Genomic DNA, 25,131 nt, shown 5'->3' with positions numbered 1-25,131 from the left:
GGATTTCCCACGCAAAGCCCCATGTTGGGTACGCGCCTGTGAGCGCGGCCTATCATGGGGCTTGCGTCTTGGTGTGGGGGCCGGTAACTCCAATCACTGGACGCGCGTTGGGCCTTACGTAGACTGAGGCGCTCGCGGCGAAGCGAAACGCCGACTCGCTTCGCGGCACCATCACGCAGGGAGTTACGACCGTGGCAAGTGGCAACGCGATCCGAGGAAGCCGGGTCGGGGCGGGGCCGATGGGCGAGGCCGAGCGCGGCGAGTCCGCGCCGCGTCTGCGCATCTCCTTCTGGTGCTCCAACGGGCACGAGACGCAGCCCAGCTTCGCCAGCGACGCGCAGGTTCCCGAGACCTGGGACTGCCCCCGCTGCGGCTTTCCGGCCGGCCAGGACCGGGACAACCCGCCGGCCCCGCCGCGCACCGAGCCCTACAAGACGCACCTCGCGTATGTACGCGAGCGGCGCAGCGACGCGGACGGCGAGGCGATCCTCGCCGAGGCGCTCGCCAAACTGCGGGGCGAGATCTAGCACTTCACACCGGCCGGGTGCCCGAGGGCGCCCGGCCGGAGCCGTCTGACGCCCTCTCGGCGCCGACCGATTGTCAGTGGTGCCCCCTACGGTGTGTGCATCGGACATCGTGAGGGGGAGAGCGTGGCCGGAGCCGGCACGGAGAGCGGGGGCGGCCCCGCCTGGCGCGGGGGATTCGGGCGGTTGTGGACGGCCGCCGTGGTGTCCCGGTTCGGTGACGCGCTGCGCAACTCCGCGCTGCCGTTGCTCGCCGTGCGCCTCACCGACGAGCCCCTCGTCGTCGCCTCCGTCACCGCCTGCGGCTATCTGCCCTGGCTGCTCTTCGGGCTGTTCGGCGGCGCCGTGGCGGACCGGGTCGACCAGCGGCGGGCGATGTGGCTCGTGGACACCGCGCGGGGCGTGCTGGTCGCCGGATTCGCCCTCGCCGTGGCCCTGGGGCACGCCTCCGTCCCGCTGCTGATCGCCCTCGCCTTCTCGCTCACCGCGCTCCAGACGCTCTTCGACAACGCCGCCACGGCCCTGCTGCCCTCCCTGGTGGCGCGCGGGGCACTGGGCAGCGCCAACGCCCGGCTGATGACCGGTCAGCAACTCGCCGGCGGGCTGCTGGCGGCCCCGTTCGTGCCCCTGCTGCTGTCGGCCGGCGCCTTCACGCCGTTCGCGACGGACGCCGGCACCTATCTGGTGGCCGCCGCGCTCGTGGCGTCCCTGCGGGTACGGCCGCCGGAGCGGGAGCCGCGCGCGGCCGGCAGCACCCTGCGCTCGGAGGTCGGCGCGGGCCTGCGCGCCCTGGGCCGGGACCGGGTGCTGCGCGCGGTGTGCCTGGCGACCCTGCTGTGCAACATCGGCATGGGCGCCCTGATCGCCACGCTGGCGCTGCACGTCACCCGCTGGCTGGACGCGGGCGACAGCGGCTATGTCGCCGCCATGACGGCGTACTCGGCCGGCAGCCTGGCCGGCGGATTGGCCGCCCAGCGGATCGCCGGCCGTACGGGTCGGGTGCGGGCCCTGCTGTACGGCTGCGCGATCCAGACGGGCTCGCTGCTGCTCATCGGCTCCGTCCGGCACGTGGCCGCGCTGGTCGCCGGAATGGTCCTGCTCGGCGCGATGAACATGGTGTGGAACGTCAACCAGGTCACGCTGATGCAGCAACGCAGCCCCGGGGCGATGGTGGGCCGCATCGCCGCCGCCTTCCGCACCGCCTCCGTCTCCGGCGCCCCGCTCGGCGCCTTCCTCGGCGGCGCCGTGGCCGGGCTGTACGGCCTCAACGGACCCGCCCTGCTCGCGGCCGTGCTGTTCGCCGCGGCCGTCGCCGCGCTGATACCGCTGCGCAAGCAGGACATACGCGGGGTGACGCCGGACGACGACTCGCACCGGGCGCTGATCAATTAGGTTGGAGCCGGCAGCGGGACAGGCAGCAGGAAAGAAGGCTGAAGACGGACATGAACGCAGACGGCCGTACCAGGCTCCACCAGACGCCCGAGTGGACCGCCCTCGCCAAGCACCGGGAGGAGCTGGCGGACACCCGGCTGAGGGAACTGTTCGCCGCCGACCCCGGGCGCGGCACCGGGTACACGCTCAAGGTCGGCGACCTGTACATCGACTACTCGAAGCACCTGGTCACCGACGACACCCTGCGGCTGCTGCGCGAGCTGGCCGCGGCGACGGACGTCTTCGGACTGCGGGACGCCATGTTCCGCGGCGAGAAGATCAACGTCACCGAGGACCGGGCGGTGCTGCACACCGCGCTGCGCGCCCCGCGGGACGCCGTGATCGAGGTCGACGGCGAGAACGTCGTGCCCCAGGTGCACGCGGTGCTGGACAGGATGGCCGGCTTCGCCGACCGGGTCCGCTCCGGCGAGTGGACCGGGTACACCGGCAAGCGCATCCGCAATGTGATCAACGTCGGTATCGGCGGCTCCGACCTCGGCCCCGCGATGGCCTACGAGGTGCTGCGCGGCTTCACCGACCGCGACCTCACGGTCCGCTTCGTCTCCAATGTGGACGGCGCCGACCTGCACGAGGCCACCCGGGACCTGGACCCGGCGGAGACGCTGTTCATCATCGCCTCCAAGACCTTCACCACCATCGAGACCATCACCAACGCCACCTCCGCGCGCCAGTGGCTGCTGGCCGCGCTGGGCGACGAGGCCGCGGTGGCCAAGCACTTCGTGGCGCTGTCGACGAACGCCGGGAAGGTCGCCGAGTTCGGCATCGACACGGACAACATGTTCGAGTTCTGGGACTGGGTCGGCGGGCGCTACTCGTACGACTCCGCGATCGGCCTGTCCCTGATGATCGCGATCGGCCCGGAGCGGTTCCGGGAGATGCTCGACGGCTTCCGTCTGATGGACGAGCACTTCCGCACGGCGCCCGCCGAGGCCAACGCGCCGCTGCTGCTGGGCCTGCTGGGCATCTGGTACGGCAACTTCCACGACGCCCAGTCGCACGCGGTGCTGCCGTACTCGCACTACCTGTCCAAGTTCACCGCCTACCTCCAGCAGCTGGACATGGAGTCCAACGGCAAGTACGTCGCCCGCGACGGCAAGCGGGTCGACTGGCAGACCGGGCCGGTGGTCTGGGGCACGCCCGGCACCAACGGGCAGCACGCGTACTACCAGTTGATCCACCAGGGCACCAAGCTGATCCCGGCGGACTTCATCGGCTTCGCCGAGCCGGTCGCCGAACTCAGCGGTGAACTCAAGGCCCAGCACGACCTGTTGATGGCCAACTTCTTCGCCCAGACCCAGGCGCTCGCGTTCGGCAAGACCGCCGAGGAGGTCCGCGCGGAGGGCGTGCCCGAGGAACTGGTCCCGCACAAGACCTTCCAGGGCGACCGGCCCACCACGACGATCCTCGCCCGTGCGCTGACCCCGTCCGTGCTCGGCCAGCTCATCGCGCTCTACGAGCACAAGGTGTTCGTCCAGGGCGCGGTGTGGAACATCGACTCCTTCGACCAGTGGGGCGTGGAGCTCGGCAAGGTTCTCGCCAAGCGCGTCGAACCCGCCCTCACCGAGGGCGCCGACGTCCCCGGCCTGGACGCGTCCACGAAGGCGCTGGTCGCCCAGTACCGGGAGCTGCGCGGCCGGAGCTGAACCGGAACGCGCCGGCCCGGCCCGCCGCCCGCGTCGTCCAGGGGGCGGCGGGCCGGGCCGACGGGGGCGATCTTCGGCCATCCTGCGCACCGGCGCATGGCCCCCGTTCGGTGGACCGATCAACGTCGGACCGAGCAACGGCCGCTCAAATCAAGCCACTTGGCGGAGACAGGCGGGAATAGGGCGCGGTTCGCACCCGGTTCCTTCGCAACATGACTGAGTCAACCAGTGACCCCGTCCGGGGCAGTGCATACGGAACCGCCCCCGTCCCGTTGTCCGTCCTGGACCTGGTGGCCCTCGGCGAGGGCAACACCGCCCACCAGGCGCTCCAGGCGTCACAGCGTCTGGCCCGCCTGGTCGAGTCCCGCGGATTCCTGCGGTACTGGGTGGCGGAGCACCACTCCATGCCCGGCATCTCCAGCAGCAGCCCCGCGGTCATCCTCGCCCATCTGGCGGCCCATACCCGACGGCTCCGGCTCGGTTCGGGCGGCGTGATGCTGCCCAACCACGCCCCGCTGGTCATCGCCGAGCAGTTCGGCACCCTCGAGGCCCTGGCCCCGGGGCGTATCGACCTCGGTCTCGGCCGCGCGCCCGGCACCGACGGTGCCACGGCGGCGGCGCTGCGCCGCACCGGCGGGGGGCCGGGCGCCGGTGACGACTTCCCCGCCGAGGTGACGGAACTCATCGGCTTCCTGCGGGGCGACTTCCCCGACCGGCACCCCTACCGCGCCGTGCACGCCGTCCCCGGCCCGGTCCAGGGACACACCGGGCATCCGCAGGTGTGGCTGCTCGGGTCCTCCGGCTTCTCCGCCCGCCTCGCCGGGCAGCTGGGGCTGCCCTTCGCTTTCGCCCACCACTTCGCCGCGCAGAACACCCTGCCCGCGCTGGAGCTGTACCGCAGCAGCTTCCGCCCCTCCGCCGTCCTCGCCGAGCCGTACGTCGTCCTCGGTGTCTTCGCGTTCGCGGGAGACGACGCCCGGGAGGCGCGGCGGCAGGCGCTCACCGGTGCCCTGGCCACCGTACGGCTGCGCAGCGGGCGGCCCGGACTCATCCCGACCCCGGAGGAGGCCGAGGCCCACGTCTTCACCGAGCGGGAGACGGCCGCCCTCGGCGGCTGGCTGGACAACGCGCTGTACGGGACGGCGGACGAGGTCGCCGCGGGCCTGGACGAACTGCAGAAGAGGACCGGCGCGGACGAGCTGATGCTGGCCATGAACTCGCACAGCCTGGACTTCCGCGTGCGCTCCTACGAACTGATATCCGACGCCTACGGGCTGCCGAACGGCTCCCCGGCCACCGGCTGACGGCACACCGAAGGCCCTGGTCCCCACGGACCAGGGCCTTCGTACGAACGTGTGGTGCCGCCCCGGGCGGGCCGGGCACACCTCAGGGAACGGCGGCCACCGACACCCGCCAGCCGTCGTCGGCGAGCCGGCGGCGGACGGACTCGGCGGACAGCCGTGACGCGGCCAGACTCGCCGACAGTCCCGTGGCCGCACGGGACCACGACAGCCGGATGTCCTGCTCGCCGATGCCGGATTCCTGCGCCGCGTGCAGCAGCCGGTCCACCTCGCCGGGCCGGCCGGCCAGCGGGACCGTCAGCGTCACCTCCCCGGCGGAAGCGGCACCGCCCGGCTCGTGCACGGCCGCCCAGCCGTCCCGGCCCCGGACCAGCAGCTCCCGGAGCACGGCCACGGCGTCCTCGGCGGCGTCCTCGCCGGAACCGGCCACCTCCAGCGCGTGCAGGGCCCGGGTGAGCTGCGCCAAGTCCTTCGCCAGGGCTTCGAGGATCTCCGCGATCGCCGGCGCGTTCGAACGGATGATGTCCGTCCACAGTCCGGGGTCGCCGCCCGCCACCCGGATCACGTCCCGCACCCCGCGGCCCGCGAGCCGCAGCGCGTCCCCGGACGCGTCCGCCAGCCGCGCCGCCATCAGCGACGCCAGCAGATGGGGCGTGTGCGAGACCAGGGCGACGGCACGGTCGTGCGCGTGCGGTTCCATCACCCGGGGAACGGCACCGCACAGCGCCACGGCGGCCAGCACGCCGTTGAGCGCGGCCGGTGAGGTCTCCGGTCCGGGCGTCAGGATCCACGGACGGCCCTCGAAGAGGTCGGCGCGGGCGGCCAGCGGGCCGGAGCGCTCGCTGCCGGCCATGGGATGGCCGCCGACGAAGACGTCCGGGTGCGGCAGACCGCACCCGATGCCCAGCGCCGTGGGGGACTTGACACTCGCCACATCGGTGTAGGCCCGGGCCAGCCCGCGGCGCTGCTGCTGTTCCAGCACCTGGGCGACCAGGCCGGGCGGTACGGCGATCACGGCGAGGTCCACCGTGCCGTCGGGCGGACCGGCCGTACCGGCCCCGCGGGCGGCGGCGACCCGCGCCGCCGACTCGTCCGCGTCGATCAGGTGGACGTGCACGCCACGGCGGCTCAGCGCGAGGCCGGCGGACGTGCCGATGAGCCCGGTTCCCACCACGGCCGCGGTGCGGATCATTGGTTTCCCTTCTCCCCGGAAACACCCTGCGCAGGAGCCGTCCGCCCCCACACGCGCGGGCACGGCGGTCACCGCCGTACCTCCGCGACGCCCGAGTGTGATCGGGGACCCGGTCCCGTACTCGCACAGCCGCGCACAGCGAGTGTCGAATGCGCGCATGTCCCCGCGCGTGTCCCCGCGTTCGCTAACGCGACAGAGCACATGCGCGGGCACGGCACAGTGCGCCCCCCGACGGTTCGTACCTTCGTCTCGCCGGGGCCGCCGGACACCCGCCGGGCCTCCCGGGGGCCGCGGGGAAGGCCGGCACACGACGGAGAGGAAGAACGGTGGAACTCGATCTGCGTACGGTGATGCGGCACTTCGCCACCGGCGTCGGTGTGGTGAGCAGCTGGACCGAGGACCCGGGCGAGCCCGGCGGGCGGCGCCACGACGCGGTCACGGTGAACTCGCTGATCCCGGTGTCCTACGACCCCCCGCTCGTCGCGCTCTCCCTGCGCCACGGGTCGGCCTTCCTGGCGGACCTGCTGACGGCCGGGTTCTGGGGCGTGTCGATCCTCGCCGCGGACGGGGCGGACACCGCCCGCACGCTGGCGCGGCCGCGGGAGCACCGGGCCGAGGCCCTGCGCACCCTGCCCGCCTCACCGGGCCCGCACACCGGCGCGCTGCTGCTGGACGGCCCCGGATGGATGGAGTGCGCACTGGCCGACTCCTTCACCGTCGGCGACCACCTCATGGTGATCGGCACCGTACTGGCCACCGGAGTGCGTGCCCCGCAGAACCCGCTCGTGTTCCTGCACGGTGCGCTCACCCCCGCCACCGCCGCCTGACACCGACAACCGCACGACCAGGACCCACACCGTCCAGGGAGATCAACATGCCCGAACTGACCACGGCCGTCGACAGCCCCGTCACCGCCCCGCCCGGCCCCGGGACCGCCGCGCTGCGCGCGGCCCTGGACGCGGCCGCCCGCGTACTGGGCGAGGACCGGGTGGCGCGCGCGGCGGACGATGCCGAGCGGAGCCGGCTGCTCGGACCCAACACGAGCCTGTTCCGCTCCCGCCGGGTCGCCGCCGTCCTGCGGCCCACCACCGCCGAGCAGGTGCGGGAGATCGTCGAACTCTTCTCCCGGGAGCCGGATTCCGGGAGCCTGCACGCCGTCAGCACGGGACGCAACTGGGGCCTGGGTTCCCGCGAACCCGCCCAGGACGACGTCGTGGTGCTGGACCTCGGCGGCCTGGACCGGGTGCGCACGCTGGACCTGGACGCCGGCTGGGCCGTCGTCGAACCGGGTGTCACCCAGGGACAGCTGTCCCGGCTGCTGTCCCACACCCCCCGGCTGGTCAACGTCACCGTCTCCGCCGCCGAGACCAGCATCGTCGGCAACGCCCTGGACCGCGGTGTGGGCATGCGCGGCCAGCGCACCGAGGACCTCGTCGGCCTGGAAGTGGTCCTGCCGGGCGGGGAGACCGTCCGCGTGGGCTGGTGGCCCACCGCGGGCCGCACCGCGCCGGTCTACCCGCACGGCCTGGGCCCGTCCGCGCTGCCGCTGTTCGTCCAGTCCAACCTGGGCGTGGTGACCGCCGCCGTGATCCGGCTGCCCCCGCGCCCCGAGGCGGGGCGCGTGATCCGGCTGAGCTTCCCGGCCCCCGCGCTCGCCGAGGTGACCGACGCCGTGCGCCGCTGGGTCGCCCAGGGGCTGACCCGCGGCGTCCCGCGGATCTACGACCCGGCGGCCGGGCAGGCGTACGGCGGCGCCGAGGGCGAGTACCTGGTGCACCTGCCGGTCGACGGCACCGCCGAGGCGGTCGAGGCGCTCACCGGCATCCTGACCGCGGAGGCCCGCCGTACCGGCCTGTTCACCGACATCTCCGCCACCGACGGCAGCGACCCGTCCCACCCCAACCACGAGGTGACCCGCCTGGTGGAACGCGGGTACGCCGGCGACCCGGACATCACCGACACCCTGTTCCGGGCCAAGATGGGCGTCGGCGCCGACAAGGTCGACACGGCGGCCGGGTTCCTGTTCTTCCTGCCGCTGCTGCCGTTCACCGGCGAGGCGGTGGCACACGCGGACCGGCTGCTGCGGGAAGCGGCGGCCGAGACCGGCGTACGGCTCTCGGCGACCCTGCACCTGCTGGGCCCCGACCTCATCGACTGCGTGGTGGCGATGAAGTTCCCCCACGAGGAGGAGGCGGCCGAGCGGGCCCACCGGGCGCTGGACCTGCTGTACGCGTCGTTCGCCGAGGCCGGCTTCACGCCGTACCGGCTCGACATCGACCACGCCGGGCAGCGGGACGCGCTCTCCGTGGACGCCGCGGCCGTCGCCCTCACCCGCCGGCTCAAGGCCGTGCTCGACCCCAACAACGCCATCGCTCCGGGACGTTACCGCTGACCGCGGGAGACCGCCGGACACCAGTGAGACAGGGGACTTCGCAGATGGTTACATCACAGGCGGCTGCCACCAGGCGCCCCGCCACCTCCCGGCCCGTCACGGCGGAGGAACTGCTCCGCCGGGCCGAGGACCTCGTCCCGGTGCTGCGCGCCGCCTCAGAGGACATCGAGCGGGCCCGCAGACTGCCCGCCGAGGTGGTCGAACAGCTCCGCGACGCCGGGGTCTTCCGGATGGGCGTACCCGTCGAACAGGGCGGCCCGGGACTCGACTCCGTACAGCAGACGGAGGTCGTGGAGATCCTCGCCCGCGGCGACGCCTCCGCCGCGTGGTGCGCCATGATCGGCATGGACACCCCGCTGTACGCCCAGTTCCTGCCCGAGTCCGTCGCCCGCGAGGAGCTCGGCGACCCGGACATCATCACCGCCGGCCTCATCCTGCCCCTGGGCCGCGCGGAACGGGTGCCCGGCGGCTACCGGGTCACCGGGCGCTGGGGGTTCGGCAGCGGCATCACCCACGCCGACTGGGTGGTGGCCGGCTGCTTCGTGCACCGGGACGGCCGGCCCGAGCCCGGTCCGGACGGGGCCCCCGGCCACTGGCGCATCATGCTGGCCCGCCGCGAGGAGTTCGAGGTCCTCGACACCTGGCACACCACCGGGCTGGCCGGCAGCGGCAGCTGCGACTACCAGGCCAAGGACCTGTTCGTACCGGAAGAACACTCCTTCAGCCTGGGCCACCCGCGCACCCCCGGACCGCACGCGACCCCCGAGGCCATCCTGCGCAACATGCCCGGGGTGCCGCTCGGCGTGGCCCGGGCCGCCCTCGACTACGTGCGCGAACTGGCCGCCGACCGCACGGACCGCGCCACCTCCACACCCTGGGCCGACACCTACCGGGTGCAGTTGGCCGTCGCCGAGTCCGAGATGGAGCTGGGCGCGGCCCGGCACGCCGTCTACGGCAGCCTGCGCCGGCAGATGGAGATCATCGACGCGGGCGGCGAACTCGACCCGGACGAGCGGGTGGACACCGTCCTCGCCAGGGTCAACGCGTTCCGTGTGGCCCGCACCATCGTCAGCCGGCTGTACGACCTGGTGGCGACCACCGCCATCTACCGCCCGTCGCCGCTGGACCGCTGGCTGCGTGACCTGACGACGATGCGCCAGCACGTCATCGCCCAGGACCAGGTGCTCCAGTCGGCCGGCGCGCACCTGCTCGGCGGCACTCCGCACAACCCGTTCAGCCTGGGCATCGTGGCATGACCGGGCACCCGCGCACCGGTGCCGCCGGCCCCGCCCCGTCGACGGCACCCGCCGGTCAGGCGCTGCTGCACGGCGGCGAGCTGCCCGAGCCGCCGGTCGGCACGCTGGGCGAGGCGTTGCTGCGCGCCACCCGCACCCCGCACGGGGTGGTCCTGGTCGACCGGGAGGGCGCCGGGACACACCGGTCCTACCGCGCTCTGTACGAGGACGCGGCACGTGTGTGCGCCGGACTGGCCGCGGCCGGGGCCCGGCCCGGGGCGCGGGTGATCCTGCGGACCGCGGACACCGCCGACCTGCTCACCGCCTTCTGGGCGTGTGTGCTCGCCGGCCTGGTGCCGCTGCCCGTACCGCCCGGCACCCCGGCGGACGGACTCGCCGAGGCCGTCGCGGCGGTGGGGGAGGCGTGGTTGATCGGCGAGGACGCTCCCGCCGGGCTGCCACCGCTGCTGCGCCCGCTCGGACCGGTGGGCGCGCTGCGCGCGGCGCGCCCCGGCACCACCCCGCCGGCGGCCGCCCGCCCGGACGACCTGGCGGTGCTCACGCTCACCTCGGGCAGCGGCGGGCGGCCCAAGGCGGTGCCGCTGACCCACCGGCACGTGATCGGCCGGGCCCACGCCACGGCTGTGGCGCGAGGACTGGGCGAGCACACCCGCAGCCTGAACTGGATGCCGTTGGACCACATCAGCGGGATCGTCATGTTCCACGTGCGGGACGTCTTCCTCGGCTGCCACCAGGTGCACGCCGACACCGCCTGGGTGCGGGCCGATCCGCTGCGCTGGCTGGACCTGGCCGACTCCGGGCGGATCGACACCACCTGGGCGCCCAGCCCCGCCTTCGCGCAGGTCGTCGACCGGCTCGAGGAGGGCCGGCCCCGGTCCTGGGACCTGAGCCGGCTGCGCTACGTCATGAACGGCGGCGCGCCGGTCAAGGAGCGGGTCGCCCGCCGGTTTCTCGAGGCGCTGGCCCCGTACGGGCTGCCCCCGGACGCCGTGCACCCCGGCTGGGGGATGCCGGAGACCGCCTCGGGGGTCGTCGACAGCGTCTTCCGGCCCGCCGAAGCGCCGCGGCGCTTCGTACCGGTCGGCGTGCCGCACCCCGGAGTGTCCGTGCGCGTGGTGGACGAGCGGGGCCGGGTGCTGCCGGCCGGCGCCACGGGCCGGCTCCAGGTCACCGGGGTTCCGGTGGTCCGCGCCTACCTGGAGGGCGGCACGCCGCGGCCGGCCCCGCTGTCCGCCGACGGCTGGCTGGTCACCGACGACCTCGCCTTCGTGGCGGACGGCGAACTGGTGGTGACGGGCCGGGCCGACGGACTCGTGGAGCTGAACGGCGCCTCCTGGTACGGCCACGAGATCGAGGACGCGGTCGAGGAACTGTCCTGTGTCCTGCCCGCGTCCGCGGTCGCCCGCGCGTTTCCCGCCGACGGTGCCGCGGCCAGTGGCCTGGCGGTGTTCTTCCGGCCCCGGCCCGGCATCGCGCCGGCCGAGGCGGAGGAGCGGGTGCGGGAGCGGGTGCGGAGCCGGTTCGGTGCCGGCCCGGCCCATGTGGAGGCGCTGGCGGAGCACGAACTGCCCAGGACGGCCACCGGCAAGCTCCGCCGGTCGGTACTGGCCTCCCGGCTGCCCGGTGCCCGGCGTGGGCACCCCGAACGAAAGGCCTGACGTGTCCCTGGACCTGAGCGCGACGATGCGTACGTTCGCCACCGGGCTCACCGTCGTGACGACCTTCGCGGAGACGGAGGGCGGGCGGCGGCACGACGCGGTGGTGGTGCGTTCCTTCACCTCCGTATCCCTCGACCCGCCGCTGGTCTCCCTGGCCGTGCGGCGCGACTCCGATGTCCTCGCCACACTCCTCGACACCCGGGTGTGGGCGGTGTCGATCCTCGACGTGGCCGGCGTCGACCTGGCCCAGGCCCTGGAGGGCGACCGGGAGGAGCGGGCCCGGGCCCTGCTGACCTGCGCGACCTCACCGGGCCCCCGGACCGGGGCCCTGGTGCTGGACGCCCCGGGCTGGCTGGAGTGCGGCCTGCACGACCGGCACGACACCGGGGACCACACCGTGCTCATCGGCGAGGTGCTGGCCACCGGTGGCCGGTACCGGCGTCCTCCGCTGGTGGCCGTCAACGGCACCCTGCGCGTGCTGTCCGAGGCGTGACCCCCGTCCGACCTGATCGACCGCTGTACGAACTCGTAGGAGGCACCGTGAAATTCGGCATCTGGCTCGACTTCCGCAACCCCGAGCGCTGGCGGCAGCCCTGGGCCGAGGTGTACGAGGAGAACCTCGCGCTGGCGACGGACGCCGAGGAACTGGGATTCGAGTCGGTCTGGCTCTCCGAGCACCACCTGACCGACGACGGCTACCTGCCCTCCCTCTTCCCGGCGCTCGCGGCCATCGCCGCCCGGACCAGCCGGGTCCGGCTGGGCACCGCCATGCTGCTGGCGAGCCTCACCCATCCGCTGCGGCTCGCCGAGGACGCGGCCGTCACCGACCTGCTCTCCGGCGGCCGGCTGGAACTGGGCCTGGCGCCCGGCTACCGCGAGAAGGAGTTCGAGGCCCTCGGCGTGGAGCGGGCCCAGCGCGGGGCGCGCACCGAGGAGACGGTGGAGATCCTGCGCCGGGCCTGGGACGGCGAGCCGTTCTCCTACGCGGGCCGGCACTTCACCGTGGACGACGTCGTCGTCACCCCCGTGCCCGACCGGCATCCGCCGCTGTGGATCGGCGGCGGCTCCAAGGCCGCCGCGCTCCGGGCCGGCCGCCACGGCCTGCGGTTCCTGCCCGACCTCGGCACCTCGCCGGAGATCCTCGACCTGTACCGGCGGACCCTCGCCGAGAACGGCCACGACCCCGCGCAGTTCGGCGTCACCGCCATCGTCACCCCCGGCGTCTACGTCTGCGAGGACGCCGAGGAGGGCTGGCAGGAGATACGGGAGCACTACTGGTACCTGCTCAACAAGTTCCAGGAGTGGTTCGGCAACCCCGGTCTGCCGTCCGTCGACGACCTGCCCCGCGACCTGTTCCTCGTGGGCCCGCCCGACGTGGTCGCCGAGGGCCTGCGCGACCGCGTCAAGCCGCTGGGCGACGTGGAGCGGGTCATCTTCTTCGGCCGGGCGCCCGGCCTGCCCGCCGACCGGGCCCGCCGCTCGCTGCGGCTCTTCGCCGAGCACGTGATCCCGCAGTTCCGCTGAGCCGGTGGCCCCCGCGCCGCGGCCCCGCCATTTCCCGTACGACGTCCCACCACGGAGGAGCACCATGCCAGACATCGCCATCGTCGGAGCCGGCGTATCCGGTCTGCACCTGGCGCTGCGGCTGCAGCAGGCCGGAGTGAACACCACGGTCTATGCCGAGCGCAGCCCCGAGGAGGTGGCCAAGGGCCGCCCGCTCAGCCTCCCGGTCCGCTTCGGCCGCACCGTCCGGCGCGAGCGGGAGCTGGGGGTCGCGCACTGGGACCAGCCGGAGAACCACACCGTCGGCGTGCGTCTCGTCGCGGCCGGCGACCCGGGGATCGACTTCCTCGGCCACCTCGACGCGCCCGCGAGCGGCATCGACCTGCGGCTCTACCTGCCCCGGCTGACCACCGACTACCTGGAGCGCGGGGGCCGGCTGGAGGTGCTCTCGCCGGACGCCGCCGAGATCGACCGGATCTCCCGCGACCACGACCTGGTCGTCGTGGCGAGCGGCCGCAGCGCGCGTACCGGACTCTTCCCGCGCGACCCGGAGCGCTCGCCGTACACCGAGCCGCAGCGGATCCTGACCGCGGGCCTCTTCCACGGCATAGCGCCCGTGGAGCCGAGCCACATCCACTTCCAGGTCTCCGAGGCCGGGGAGATCTTCTCCACCTGGATCCTCACCGCCGACGGCCCCGTGCACGGCATGGTGGTGGAGGCGCTGCCCGGCGGCCCGCTGGAGCAGCTCGCCTCCTACGACCACGCCGGGGACCTGGCCGGCTTCGAGAAGACCCTGCTCTCCCTGGTCGGCGAGTTCGCGCCCGACCTGCGGGAACGCATCGTCGACAGCGAGTTCGGGGTCATCCGTCCCGGCGATGTGATCCAGGGCGGCCTCACCCCGACGGTGCGCCGCGGCTGGACCACGCTGCCCTCGGGCCGGGTGGCCGTCGCCCTCGGCGACGCCTGGGTGCTCAACGACCCGCTGACCGGGCAGGGCGCCAACCTCGGCTCCCGCTGCGCGTTCGAGCTGGCCGAGCTGATCGTGGCCGCCGGGCCGTTCGACGCCGCCTTCGCCGAGCGGGCGAGCGCGGAGCTGTGGCGGATCGCGGAGCCGGTCGTCGCCTGGTCCAACCTCAACATCGGTCCGCCGCCGGAGCACCTGGGCGCGGTGTTCGCCACCGCCACCGGCGACCAGCGGGTGGCGGACGCGTTCGTCACCAACTTCAACCACCCGGCGGCCATGTGGGAGGCCATCAAGTCCCCCGAGGCCACCGAGTCCTGGCTGCGGAGCGTGACGGCCGCCGGCTGACCGCTGTTCCCTCAGGCGGCCGACGGCGCGCCGACGAGGGGACCGGCCGGGGCGTCCCATGCGGACATCGCCATGTCCACCAGGCCGTGCAGCAGCGCGCGATCCGCCCCGTCGCGCGCCTGGATCGACAGACCGTTGAGGAAGGTGGTGTAGAAGGCGGCGAGCCGGTCCGTGTCCGTGCCCGGGGCCAGTTCCCCCGCGGCCCCGGCGCTGTCCAGACGCGCCTTGATCATCTCCTTGGTGCGGGCCCGGCAGCGCAGCGCGAAGTCGCGGACCGACTCGTGGTCCTCGGTGCAGTTGGTGGCCGCGAGCACGATCATGCAGCCGCGTGGCTTGTCCTCCGCGGTGAACCGGTCGACGCTCGCGTGCAGCAGCGCGGCGATGGCTCCCCGGGCGGTGGGCGCGGCTTCCATCTCCCGGCGCGAGGCCTCGGCCTCGGTGCGTTCGTAGAGGCCGATGGCCTCCCGGAACAACTGTTCCTTGTTCTTGAAGGCGGCATACAGGCTGGGCGGGTTGATGCCCATGGCGGCACTGAGGTCGGTGGTCGACGTGGTCGCGTAACCACGCTCCCAGAAGACCAGCATGGCCGTGTGCAGTGCCGCGTCGCGATCGAAGGCGCGGGGGCGTCCGGTGCGGGCCACTTGACCTCCTTGACGGCGGATCAGCCGATCGTTAGCTTCATGTGTAGAGGTTAGTACAGAAGTCGCGCTGCCCAAAGATCCCCAGGTGGTGACGGGCGTGCGGCCACTTCGTCCTGCGTCGAACCCTATGGTCCACCCGCCTCTCGCCCACCCGCCGGGCGGGCCCTTTGGGTACGGCGTTCAATCCCGAAGGAGATCCGGTTCATGGCTATCGCGGACGACGTCCCGGTGGACGGCGCCTCACCCGCCCCGGGCAAAGAGGCCCCCGTGCGCTGGGGCCTGCGCGAATGGCTGATGCTCGTGGTGGTGTGCGGCGCCTTCTCGCTGGACGCCCTCGACAACATCATGGTGGGCATCGCCACGCCCCAGATCAAGGACGAGTTCAACATGAGCACGTCCGCCGCGCAATGGGTCGTGAGCGCCTATGTCCTGGGCTTCGGCGGCTTCCTGCTGCTCGGTGGCCGCATGGCGGACCTGCTCGGCAAGCGGCGGGTGTTCCTCACCGGCCTCACCGTCCTCGCGGTCGGCTCACTCGCCGGCGGCCTGGCCACCAGCGGCTTCATGGTGGTCGCCGGCCGCCTGGTGATGGGCATCGGCGCGGCGCTGACCGCCCCCTCCGCCCTCTCCATCATCGTCGGCAACTTCCCCGAGGGGCCGCAGCGCAACCGTGCCGTCGGCATCTACACCGCCTGCGGCGCCGTCGGGTACTCCATCGGCGTGGTGGTCGGCGGCGCCCTCACCGAGGCGAGCTGGCGCTGGACCTTCATGCTCTCCGTGCCGGTCGCCGTGGCGGCCCTCGTCGGTGCCCTCGCCCTCGTTCCCAAGGACCCCGCGCACGACGGCGGCAAGCGTCACTACGACGCCGCTGGTGCCGTCACCGTCACCGCCGCCATGCTGCTGATCGTCTACGGCATCGTGCAGGCCCCCGCCGAGGGCTGGTTCTCCGCCCCCACCCTCGGCGTCCTCGCGGTCGCGGTCCTGCTGCTCGCCGTCTTCGCGGTCATCGAGTCGCGCGCCCCGCAGCCGCTGCTCCGCCTCGGTCTGCTGCGCAACAAGTCGCTGGTCGGCGCCAGCCTGATCGCCGCGGCCATCCTCGGCACCTACATGAGCTACCAGTTCATCGGCAGTCTCTACCTGCAGACCTACCGGGGCTGGTCCCCGCTGGAGATGGCGTTCGCCTTCCTGCCGATCGGCCTGATGATCCTCACCTTCGCGCCGCGCGCCGGAAAGTGGCTCGGCCGGACCGGACTGCGCTGGCCGATCTTCGGCGGCATGTTCGCCTACGCCGTCGCCTTCCTGCTCTTCCTCCGGGTCGGTGAGGGCTCCTCGTACTGGCTGATGGTGCTGCCCAGCATGCTGCTCATCGGCATCGGCTTCCCCTTCGCCTTCACCGCGGCCAACGTGCAGGCCACCAACGGCGTCGACGAGTCCGAGCAGGGCCTCGCCGCGGGCATCCTGCAGACCGGCTACCAGGTGGGTGCCGCGGTCGTGCTCGCCGTGGTGACCGTGCGCATGGGCAACGAGGACGACACCGCCGACCGGCCCGCCCTGCTCGACGGCTACCACCAGGGCACCTGGGTGATCATCGCCATCGCCGCCGTGTCGGCGCTCGCGGTGCCGCTCGCCGCGCTGGCCGCCCGTCGCCGGACCGCCACCGCCCCGGCCGCCCGGCGCGCCGTGGCCGTGGACGAGCGGTCGGCCGAGTCGGCCGGACACTCCGCCGGCTGACCGACGGTGCCGAGCCCCGACGGCGGGGCTCGGCACACCAGGAGGCCGGCCCCCCTGTGCGGGGGGCCGGCCTCCTACCGTGTGCGCGGCCCGGCGAGGAGCCGCCCGGTCACTCCTCCAGCAGGTCGGGCTGCTCGTGCACGATCTCGTCCCACAGCAGCTGGAAGCTGAACCAGCCGAGGTGCCGGTCCCCGAAGCCGTCGCGGGCCGCCGTCGCCTGCTCGTGGCTCATCGGCTTCGGCTGCCCGGCCGCCGCGGCCAGCAGCTGCACCTGGGCGGCGGCCTCGTAGGTGAAGAACCAGTGCACGGCCTCGTCCACCGAGCCGCCGACGGTGATCAGCCCGTGGTGGCGCAGCAGGATCGCCCGGTGGTCGCCCAGCTTGTCGGCGATGTCCTCGCCCTGGGCCAGGCTGATGGACGGGCCCTCGTAGTCGCTGTAGAGGACCTGGTCCTGGTAGAAGGCGGCGGACTCCTGGTCGAGGGGCTCCAGCAGCCTGCCGAGCGCGCCGAGGGCCCGCGAGTACGGCGTGTGCCCGTGGGCCGCCGCGGTGGCGCCCGGGTTGGCCCGGTGGATGGCGGAGTGGATCACGAACGCGCTGGGGTTCACCCGGTGCCGGCCCTCGACGACCCGGCCCTGCGAGTCCACCAGGATCAGGTCACGGACCTTCACCCGGCTGAACGAGATACCGAACGGGTTCACCCAGAAGCGGTCCTCGTCCTCGGGGTCGCGCACCGAGATGTGCCCGGAGATGCCCTCCCCGTAGCCGTACTTGCCGAACAGCCGCAGTGCGGCGGCCAAGCGCTGCTTGCGGTGTCTGCGGTCGTCCTCGACGGAGTCGAAGACCGGCTCCGTGGGCAGCGGGAGCCCGGTGTGGGTGTCCGCGAGGTAACTGGGGCGTTCGCGTGTCGCGATGTCGCTCATCTGTCGACTCCTCGGTCGTCGGTGGTCGTCCGGCCCGAAGGGGCCGGTCCGCGGGTCCGGCGGCCCTGTGCCGCCGGACCGTGGTTCACGCGGGTTGCATGGAGTCCGCGAACCCGACCGTGCTGCGGGCCACGTCCCGGCGGATGGCGTCGGCGATGTCGACGGCGCGGTCCACCAGGGAGGGGACCCCGAAGGTGAAGAACAGCGAACCGGCGGCCAGGTCGCCCAGGGCGTACACCCGGCGGTCGGTCCCGCCGCCGGTGAGCAGGCCACTGGTGGCCCGGGCGACGGAGATCCCGCCCCGCGGGTGCCGGGACGCCAGTCCCCGTCCGGTGAGCGCGTCGACCAGTGCCGCGGCGGCCGGCGGGACACGGTGCGCGGGCGGGCTCACCGCGTTCACGACGACATCGGCGTGCCGGACGCCGTCGGGGCCGTGCACCCGGAAACCTCCGGCGGGGCCGGGGCTGATCCGCTCCACCCCGCGCAGCACGCCGAGCCGGCCGCTGTCGGCCTGCTCCAGCAGCGTCGCGGCGCTGGCCGGCGGCATGGGGCAGCACAGGCTCATGATCGTCCGGTAGTGGTCGCGCAGCAGCCGGGTCTTGTCCTGCTCGGGCAGCAGCGGCCACACGTCGGGACCCGTGTCCGGGACGGCGCGTTGCAGGATGCGCAGCCCCGGATCGGGGTCGTTCACCAGGTCCAGCTGCCGGCGCAGACGGGCCAGGGGCTCCTCGGTGCCGCTCCCGCCGATCTCCCGCACGACCGCGTCGAAGCGGGAGCCGGCGGCGGACAGCTCGGTCCGCATGAGGGCGACGGCGTCGTCCAGGGGCAGTCGCTCGCCCCGGGCGGCCATGGCCCGGAAGCGCTCCGCGGTGAAGTACCGCAGCTCGTGCTCGACCGGCCGCTGCCGGACACCGGGCAGCACACCGCGCCGGGAGGCCAGCACGACCTCCCCGTTGTGCCCGGCCGCGGTGAGCGACAGGACGACGTCCACGGCGGTCAGTCCGCTGCCCAGCACGACCACCCGGTCCCGCTCACCGATACCGGCCAGCTGCCGGACCACCGGGTAGGGATCCGCGACGAAGCCCGGCGCACCGGACAGGCCGTGCGGGTCGGCCGGCGTCCCGGTGCCGACGCACAGGACGACATGGTCCAGCGCGAAGGCGTCCCGGCCGGCGGTACGGGCCAGCAGGGCGCCGTCCTCGCGGACCAGGTCGGTGACGGCCTCCCGCACCAGCCGGATCCGGCTGCCCAGCGCGGCGAGCCGGCCGAGCGAGCTGCGGGCGCACTGCTCGAGATAGTCGCCGTAGACGGCGCGTGGCGGGAAAGAGATGCCCGACCTGGCGTCCACGTGGTCCGTCTGCGCCCCGAGCATTTTCGTGCGCGTCCGGAGCCAGCGGGTGAAGTGGGCCGGATCGCCGGCGCGCACGGTCATGTCCTCGGGCGGGGCGTTCACCCGCAGGACCGTCGCATCGGGCTGGTAGGCGCGGCCCCGCCACAAGTGCGGAGACGGATCGAATACGGTCACCGACTGCGGGACTTCGTCATGCCGGCTCAATGCGTCGAGCAGGCATACCGCGGAGGCACCCCCTCCGATTATCCCAATTCTCGTGGGAATCGGCATATGAAAACCCCCGTTCCATGATGCGGGCGACTTCTGCCCTTCTTCCGGCAGTAGTCGATGGAATCGGCCGGGTGGAAATGGCCGCACTGCGTGCAGAACCGGAATGAAAACCGCGCGGAAGTACGGACTCATTCTTCTGTCTTCCGGACACCGCCCCTGGCGCATGCACGCATACGGGATAACGGATTCGCGCACGAACGGGCGCGGCGGCCGCGTCGGCTTGCCGCGCCCGGTGCCCGGGGCGGAGCGGTGGGAAAGGCCCGGGGAGCTACCCGCGGGCGGACAGGGACTGCCTGCGCCACTCGCGGGGCGTCAGACCGTAGCGCTCCCGGAAGAGCTTGCTGAAGTGGGACGCGCTGTCCAGCCCCCAGCGCTCGGCGATGTTCGCGACCGTCAGGTGTGCGGCACGCGGATCGGCCAGGTCGTCCCGACAGCGCCCCAGCCGCTCGTTGCGGATCCACAGGGCGGGGCTGGTGTTCTCCTCCTGGAAGAGCAACTGGAGGTACCGCAGCGAGATGTTGTGGCTGCGGGCCAGCAGGCCGGGGCTCAGTTCGGCGCAGTTCAGGCGGGCCCGCGCGAACGTCTTGATGCGGTGCAGCAGTGCCAGTCGGGCCGCGGTGGGATCACTGCCCACCGCGCCCAGCTTCTCCGCGCACACGGCCGTGACCAGGCTGGCGACGCTGGTGCCCAGCTGGTCCGCGATCGACGTGTCGAACTCGGTCATGCGCGGCGCCGCGCTGCGCAGCAGGCCCGCGAGCAGCGCACTCGCTCCCTTGGCGCCACACCAGGTGGCCGCGCCCAGCGGGTGTTCCAGCCCGGCCCTGAGATCGACCAGACGGTGGTCGAACTTCACGCTCACCATGTGGATGGGGCGCCGCATCGACATGCGGAACGGGCGGGAGCTGTCGTGCGAGAAGAGGTTCCCGGTCCGGGCGACGGCCGTGCGCTCGCCCTGGCTGACCTGGACCTCGCCGTCAAGGACGAAGGTCAGGTAGAGCGGTGCGAAGGCGACCTTGCCGGCCAGCCGTTCGGTGCGCTCGACGGAGTGCGGCCCGGCCTTGACCGCGGCGAGCTGGACGGTGCCGAAGGTGCCGGAGACGATGGCTCCGCGAAAATCACCCGGCTCGGTCCGGTAGACATGCAATGGGCCGCACGTGTCGGCCACCATTTCCCCCCAGGTATGAAAGCTGTGGCGCAGGCGCGACTCCTCCGTGCGCAGCACCCGCACCGGTCTCCGCGCGTCGACCTGCTCGGTCTTCATGACCGATGCTCTGAGGTCGTTCCGGGTATGCCTATGCCTCGTCGTAGGCGGGGCATCAAAACTCCTTTCCTGATCTCCTGATAAACGGGGAGGGCAGTTTCGCGTGACATTCTGTGCCAGGGCCCCGCCGGCCTGGCAGTAAGGTTCACGCCATTGGTTGGCGCCGCAACTATCGACGCTCCGTGTCCCTCCCTGGTGAGGGCGGGTGTCGTCCTGTACGGAGGGTAGTTAACGAAAAATTCGCGACGAGAAACAGGACGACCGGTCGGCCCGTGCGGGTGCCCGGAATCGTATGCCGTCACAGCGGGTGGTCCGACGCGATGGTGGCACGGTGTGCCAGGACGGCTGGAAAGGCACCCTTGACGTCACGGAGGTCGTTCGTACGGTCCGGCCGCTACGCTCCCGGCACCGGGCCGTGCACGACCTCGTGCTCCCATGCCTCACGGGGCTGGGTGTGCAGACGCCAGTACTGCTCGGCGATGTCGTCGGGGTCGTAGGGGCCACCGGGGGAGACCGCGCCGGGCACGGTCACCGAGGCCACGTGGACACCCGCCGGACCGTACTCCGCATCGAGCAGGCTGACCAGGGTCCGGATACCGAATTTGCCCAGTCCCAAACTCACGTACCGGCGGTCGGGACGCGGCATACCGCCGGTGAACAGGAGTGAACCCCGTCCCCGCGCCGCCATGCCCGGAGCCACGCGGACGGCGGTGCTGAGCGCGCCGACCACGTTGACCGCCCAGGCGTCCAGCTGCCCCCGCGCGTCGAGTTCGCCCGGGGAGTCCATGCGGATCAGGGCCGCGTTGTACACGGCCACCTCGATCGGCCCGAGTTCCCCGGCGGCCCGGTCCAGCGCGGCGTGCAGCGCGGCCTCGTCCGTGCTGTCGGCGGTGAGGGGCAGCACCTTCCGGCCGCTCGGCCCGATCTCCTCGGCCACCCGTGCCACGGTCTCCGTCCGCCGCGCGATCACGGCGACGGAGAGACCCTCCCGTGCGAACCGGGCGGCGACGGCCTTGCCGATTCCGGGTCCCGCACCGACCACCACTGCTGTCGACACCATCAACTCCCTTGTGTGTGGGGACGATTACGAGCGGAGCGTACGTCCCAGGAGCGGTGCGGCACATTCCGCTTCGTGCCCGGATCACCCGCGGGAGCCGACATCGGTGACACAGCGTCACGGCGGCTCGGACCTCGTCCGGAGACCGAAGGGCGTGCGGCGTGCGCGGGGCCGGAACGGCAACGGGGCGGCAGGTGGACACCTGCCGCCCCGTCGACGCGTCACTCCCTCACGGCGACGCCGGCGGATACAGCGACCGCGGCAGCTGCGAGGCCGCGGCGGAGTCCAGCAGCCACAGGGTGCGCCGGGTGCCGTACGCGCCCGCCGCCGGGGCCTGGATCTCACCCGCGCCCGACAGGGCGATGGCCGCGGCCTCCGCCTTGTCCTCGCCGGCCGCGAGCAGCCAGACCTCGCGCGCCGCGCGGATCGCCGGAAGGGTGAGGGTGATCCGGGTGGGCGGGGGCTTGGGCGCGCCGTGCACGCCGACCACCGTGCGCTCGGTCTCCCGTACGGCCGGCAGCTCCGGGAAGAGCGAGGCCACATGGGTGTCCGGGCCGACACCCAGCATGAGCACATCGAAGGCGGGCACCGCACCGTGGTTCTCCGGTCCGGCCGCCTTGGCCAGCTCCGCCGCGTAGGCCTCGGCCGCCGCCTCGACGTCCGAGCCGTACGGGCCGTCGGAGGCGGGCATGGCGTGCACGCGCTCCGGGTCCAGCGGGACGGAGTCCAGCAGCGCCTCGCGGGCCTGCGTGACATTGCGCTCGGGGTCGCCCTCGGGGAGGTAGCGCTCGTCGCCCCACCACAGGTCCAGCCGGCCCCAGTCGATGGCGTCCCGGGCGGGCGCCGCCGCCAGCGCGGCCAGCAGCCCGTTGCCGTTGCGGCCGCCGGTGAGGACCACGGACGCGGTGCCCCGGGAGGCCTGCGCGTCCACGATCTTCGTGATCAGGCGGGCCGCGGCGGCCTGCGCCATCAGCTCCTTGTCGTGGTGGACGACCAGCTGCGGTGTGCTCATTTCGCCGCCGCCTTCCTCGCCGGTGCCTTCTTGGCGCTCTTGGCCGCCGCCTTCTTCGCGGGGGCCTTGGCCGCCTCCTGAACCGGCTCCGGCTCGGCGACCGGTTCGGTGGCCTCCGTGGCGGCGGCCGGCTCGGTGACCGGTTCAGCCGCCTCCGCGGCGGCCGGTTCGGCCGGGGCCTCGCCGGACTGCTGCGGCACCGTGCTCAGCCGCTCCACGCCGTAGCGCAGCGCCGACGCGTAGGTGTCGTCCGGGTCCAGCCGGCGCAGCTCCTCCGCGATCAGCTCGGCGGTGTCCCGCCGCTTCAGTGCCACCGCGCGGGCCGGCTGGCCCTCGATGGCGAGCGTGGCCAGCGAGCCGTCCGCGCGGTCCAGCGTGATCGGACCCCGGCTGGTGTCCAGCCGGACGGCGGTCAGCCCCGGGCCGGCGGACGGGGAGCGCCGGACGGGAACGTCCAGCCGGTCCGCGAGCCACATCGCCAGCAGCTCACAGCTCGGGTTGAACTCCTCGCCCTCCACCTCCACGGCCCGCACCTCGCACGCGACCTGGTCCAGGGCCGCCGCCAGCATCGAACGCCACGGCGTGATCCGGGTCCAGGACAGGTCGGTGTCGCCGGGGGTGTAGGCCGCGGCGCGGGCGGCCAGCTCGCGCACCGGCTGCTCGGCGGTGTAGCTGTCGGTGACCCGGCGCTGGGCGAGCGCGCCCAGCGGGTCCTTGGCCGGGTCGAGCGGCGCGTTCACCGGCCACCACACGACGACCGGGGCGTCCGGCAGCAGCAGCGGCAGCACCACCGAGTCGGCGTGCTCGACGACCTCGCCGTACAGCCGCAGGACCACCGTCTCGCCGGTGCCCGCGTCCGCGCCCACCCGCACCTCGGCGTCCAGCCGCGAGGAGGTGCGGTCGCGCGGGCCGCGGGAGACCCGCTTGATGACGACGAGGGTGCGCGAGGGGTGCTCGCGGGAGGCGTCGTTGGCGGCCTTCAGGGCGTCGTAGGCGTTCTCCTCGTCGGTGACGATGACGAGGGTCAGGACCATGCCGACGGCGGGGGTGCCGATGGCGCGGCGGCCCCGCACGAGCGCCTTGTTGATCTCTCCGGCGGTGGTGTCGGTCAGATCTATCTTCATGGCCGGCGCCAGCTCCGTCCGTCTCGTGCGAGCATCTCGTCCGCTTCCACCGGACCCCAGGTGCCCGACTTGTACTGCGCGGGCCTGCCGTGCGTGTCCCAGTACTCCTCGATCGGGTCGAGGATCTTCCAGGACAGCTCGACCTCCTCCGTGCGCGGGAAGAGGTTGGCGTCGCCGAGCAGCACGTCCAGGATCAGCCGCTCGTACGCCTCCGGGCTGGACTCCGTGAACGACTCGCCGTAGGCGAAGTCCATCGACACGTCCCGGATCTCCATGGAGGTGCCGGGCACCTTGGAGCCGAAGCGGACCGTGACGCCCTCGTCGGGCTGGACGCGGATGACGATCGCGTTCTGGCCCAGCTCCTCCGTCGCCGTGGTGTCGAACGGGGAGTGCGGGGCCCGCTGGAAGACCACCGCGATCTCGGTGACCCGGCGGCCCAGCCGCTTGCCGGTGCGCAGGTAGAAGGGGACGCCCGCCCAGCGGCGGTTGTCTATCTCCAGCTTGATCGCGGCGTAGGTGTCGGTCTTCGAATTGGGGTCGATGCCCTCCTCTTCGAGGTAGCCGATGACCTTCTCGCCGCCCTGCCAGCCCGCCGCGTACTGACCGCGAACGGTGTCGGCGCCCAGGTCCTTCGGCAGCCGGACCGCGCCGAGCACCTTCTCCTTCTCCGCGGCCAGCGCGTCCGCGCCGAAGGAGGCCGGCTCCTCCATCGCGGTGAGCGCCATCAGCTGGAGCAGGTGGTTCTGGATGACGTCGCGGGCGGCGCCGATGCCGTCGTAGTAGCCGGCCCGGCCGCCGATGCCGATGTCCTCGGCCATGGTGATCTGCACGTGGTCCACGAAGGACCGGTTCCAGATCGGTTCGAACATCTGGTTGGCGAAGCGCAGCGCCAGGATGTTCTGGACGGTCTCCTTGCCGAGGTAGTGGTCGATCCGGAACACCTGGTCCGGCTCGAACACCTCGTGCACGACCTTGTTGAGCTCCTCGGCCGACGCCAGGTCGTGGCCGAACGGCTTCTCGATGACCGCGCGGCGCCAGGAACCGCCGCTCTGATCGGCCAGGCCGTGCTTCTTCAGCTGCTGGATGACCACCGGGAAGGAGCGCGGGGGCACCGACAGGTAGAAGGCGAAGTTGCCGCCCGTGCCCTGGGCCTTGTCCAGCTCGTCGATGGTGGCGCGCAGCCGCTCGAAGGCATCGTCGTCGTCGAAGGTGCCCTGGACGAAGCGCATCCCCTGGAGGAGCTGCTGCCAGACCTCCTCGCGGAACGGGGTGCGCGCGTGCTCCTTGACGGCGTCGTGGACGACCTGCGCGAAGTCCTCGTGCTCCCAGTCGCGGCGGGCGAAGCCCACCAGGGAGAAGCCCGGCGGCAGCAGACCCCGGTTGGCGAGGTCGTACACCGCGGGCATCAGCTTCTTGCGCGACAGGTCGCCGGTGACGCCGAAGATGACCAGGCCCGACGGCCCCGCGATGCGCGGGAGCCGTCGGTCGGCCGGGTCACGAAGCGGGTTCGCTCCGGAACCGGAAACGGGTGACAA

Annotated in this window: 21 protein-coding genes; 12 read left to right on the top strand and 9 right to left on the bottom strand. The window is 73.0% G+C overall.

The genetic code is table 11. The features are described from left to right. The first annotated feature begins 191 nt into the window (after window positions 1-191). The 4 genes from HB370_RS11020 (at window position 192) to HB370_RS11005 (ending at window position 4,923) form a co-directional block, all read left to right on the top strand. Entirely contained in the window at window positions 192-527 is a 336-nt protein-coding gene (locus HB370_RS11020; RefSeq protein ID WP_078637775.1) for an RNA polymerase-binding protein RbpA, read from the top strand. Window positions 528-725: 198 nt separating this feature from the next. Beyond that, entirely contained in the window at window positions 726-1,916 is a 1,191-nt protein-coding gene (locus tag HB370_RS11015) for an MFS transporter (RefSeq protein ID WP_037703060.1), read from the top strand. 50 nt (window positions 1,917-1,966) lie between these two features. Further along, complete coding sequence (pgi, locus tag HB370_RS11010) at window positions 1,967-3,619, top strand: glucose-6-phosphate isomerase (RefSeq protein WP_167512963.1); 1,653 nt, start codon at window positions 1,967-1,969, stop codon at window positions 3,617-3,619. A gap of 212 nt (window positions 3,620-3,831) precedes the next feature. Next, entirely contained in the window at window positions 3,832-4,923 is a 1,092-nt protein-coding gene (locus HB370_RS11005; RefSeq protein ID WP_030792315.1) for an LLM class flavin-dependent oxidoreductase, read from the top strand. An 82-nt stretch (window positions 4,924-5,005) separates the two neighbouring features. On the opposite strand, the gene HB370_RS11000 is transcribed toward HB370_RS11005, so the two are convergent. After that, window positions 5,006-6,112, bottom strand: coding sequence for a prephenate dehydrogenase (locus HB370_RS11000; protein ID WP_030792312.1), 1,107 nt, complete (start codon window positions 6,110-6,112; stop codon window positions 5,006-5,008). A gap of 326 nt (window positions 6,113-6,438) precedes the next feature. On the opposite strand from HB370_RS11000, the gene HB370_RS10995 reads away from it, so the two are divergent. The 7 genes from HB370_RS10995 (at window position 6,439) to HB370_RS10965 (ending at window position 14,230) form a co-directional block, all read left to right on the top strand. After that, on the top strand, window positions 6,439-6,939 hold the full coding sequence (locus tag HB370_RS10995; protein WP_106980786.1) for a flavin reductase family protein: 501 nt from the start codon (window positions 6,439-6,441) through the stop codon (window positions 6,937-6,939). Window positions 6,940-6,986: 47 nt separating this feature from the next. After that, a complete protein-coding gene (locus tag HB370_RS41350) occupies window positions 6,987-8,504 on the top strand; it encodes an FAD-binding oxidoreductase (protein ID WP_063766456.1) in 1,518 nt (505 codons plus the stop codon). A gap of 44 nt (window positions 8,505-8,548) precedes the next feature. Further along, window positions 8,549-9,760: an acyl-CoA dehydrogenase family protein gene (locus HB370_RS10985; RefSeq protein WP_030792303.1), complete on the top strand. Its 1,212-nt coding sequence runs from the start codon at window positions 8,549-8,551 to the stop codon at window positions 9,758-9,760. After that, on the top strand, window positions 9,757-11,418 hold the full coding sequence (locus HB370_RS10980) for an AMP-binding protein (protein ID WP_030792300.1): 1,662 nt from the start codon (window positions 9,757-9,759) through the stop codon (window positions 11,416-11,418). The genes HB370_RS10985 and HB370_RS10980 overlap by 4 nt, the downstream gene beginning before the upstream one ends. A gap of 1 nt (window position 11,419) precedes the next feature. Further along, window positions 11,420-11,911: a flavin reductase family protein gene (locus HB370_RS10975; RefSeq protein ID WP_030792298.1), complete on the top strand. Its 492-nt coding sequence runs from the start codon at window positions 11,420-11,422 to the stop codon at window positions 11,909-11,911. 47 nt (window positions 11,912-11,958) lie between these two features. Beyond that, the gene (locus HB370_RS10970; RefSeq protein ID WP_051816133.1) at window positions 11,959-12,942 is read left to right on the top strand and encodes an LLM class flavin-dependent oxidoreductase; all 984 of its coding nucleotides are present in this window, start codon (window positions 11,959-11,961) and stop codon (window positions 12,940-12,942) included. A gap of 64 nt (window positions 12,943-13,006) precedes the next feature. Next, entirely contained in the window at window positions 13,007-14,230 is a 1,224-nt protein-coding gene (locus HB370_RS10965; protein ID WP_037703032.1) for a styrene monooxygenase/indole monooxygenase family protein, read from the top strand. 11 nt (window positions 14,231-14,241) lie between these two features. On the opposite strand, the gene HB370_RS10960 is transcribed toward HB370_RS10965, so the two are convergent. Then, window positions 14,242-14,871: a TetR/AcrR family transcriptional regulator gene (locus tag HB370_RS10960; protein WP_030792278.1), complete on the bottom strand. Its 630-nt coding sequence runs from the start codon at window positions 14,869-14,871 to the stop codon at window positions 14,242-14,244. A gap of 204 nt (window positions 14,872-15,075) precedes the next feature. On the opposite strand from HB370_RS10960, the gene HB370_RS10955 reads away from it, so the two are divergent. Further along, window positions 15,076-16,599, top strand: coding sequence for an MFS transporter (locus HB370_RS10955; RefSeq protein WP_063766455.1), 1,524 nt, complete (start codon window positions 15,076-15,078; stop codon window positions 16,597-16,599). A gap of 109 nt (window positions 16,600-16,708) precedes the next feature. Here HB370_RS10955 and HB370_RS10950 read toward each other — a convergent pair whose 3' ends face one another. From HB370_RS10950 to zwf, 7 genes are all read right to left on the bottom strand, one after another. After that, window positions 16,709-17,521, bottom strand: a complete 813-nt coding sequence (locus HB370_RS10950; protein ID WP_030792274.1) for a class II aldolase/adducin family protein — start codon at window positions 17,519-17,521, stop codon at window positions 16,709-16,711. A gap of 85 nt (window positions 17,522-17,606) precedes the next feature. After that, window positions 17,607-19,142, bottom strand: a complete 1,536-nt coding sequence (locus HB370_RS10945) for an FAD/NAD(P)-binding protein (RefSeq protein WP_063766454.1) — start codon at window positions 19,140-19,142, stop codon at window positions 17,607-17,609. Window positions 19,143-19,410: 268 nt separating this feature from the next. Beyond that, window positions 19,411-20,403, bottom strand: coding sequence for a helix-turn-helix domain-containing protein (locus HB370_RS10940; RefSeq protein WP_030792270.1), 993 nt, complete (start codon window positions 20,401-20,403; stop codon window positions 19,411-19,413). Window positions 20,404-20,797: 394 nt separating this feature from the next. After that, window positions 20,798-21,463: an SDR family NAD(P)-dependent oxidoreductase gene (locus tag HB370_RS10935; RefSeq protein ID WP_244405490.1), complete on the bottom strand. Its 666-nt coding sequence runs from the start codon at window positions 21,461-21,463 to the stop codon at window positions 20,798-20,800. Window positions 21,464-21,689: 226 nt separating this feature from the next. Then, window positions 21,690-22,472, bottom strand: a complete 783-nt coding sequence (gene pgl / locus HB370_RS10930; protein WP_030792265.1) for a 6-phosphogluconolactonase — start codon at window positions 22,470-22,472, stop codon at window positions 21,690-21,692. Next, complete coding sequence (gene opcA / locus HB370_RS10925; protein ID WP_030792262.1) at window positions 22,469-23,596, bottom strand: glucose-6-phosphate dehydrogenase assembly protein OpcA; 1,128 nt, start codon at window positions 23,594-23,596, stop codon at window positions 22,469-22,471. Before opcA ends, pgl begins: the two co-directional genes overlap by 4 nt. Continuing rightward, on the bottom strand, window positions 23,593-25,131 hold the full coding sequence (gene zwf / locus HB370_RS10920) for a glucose-6-phosphate dehydrogenase (protein ID WP_167512962.1): 1,539 nt from the start codon (window positions 25,129-25,131) through the stop codon (window positions 23,593-23,595). Before zwf ends, opcA begins: the two co-directional genes overlap by 4 nt.

This window comes from Streptomyces sp. DSM 40868, assembly GCF_011820545.1.
Taxonomy (GTDB): domain Bacteria; phylum Actinomycetota; class Actinomycetes; order Streptomycetales; family Streptomycetaceae; genus Streptomyces; species Streptomyces eurythermus.
This window is presented reverse-complemented; position numbering and strand designations above follow the sequence as displayed.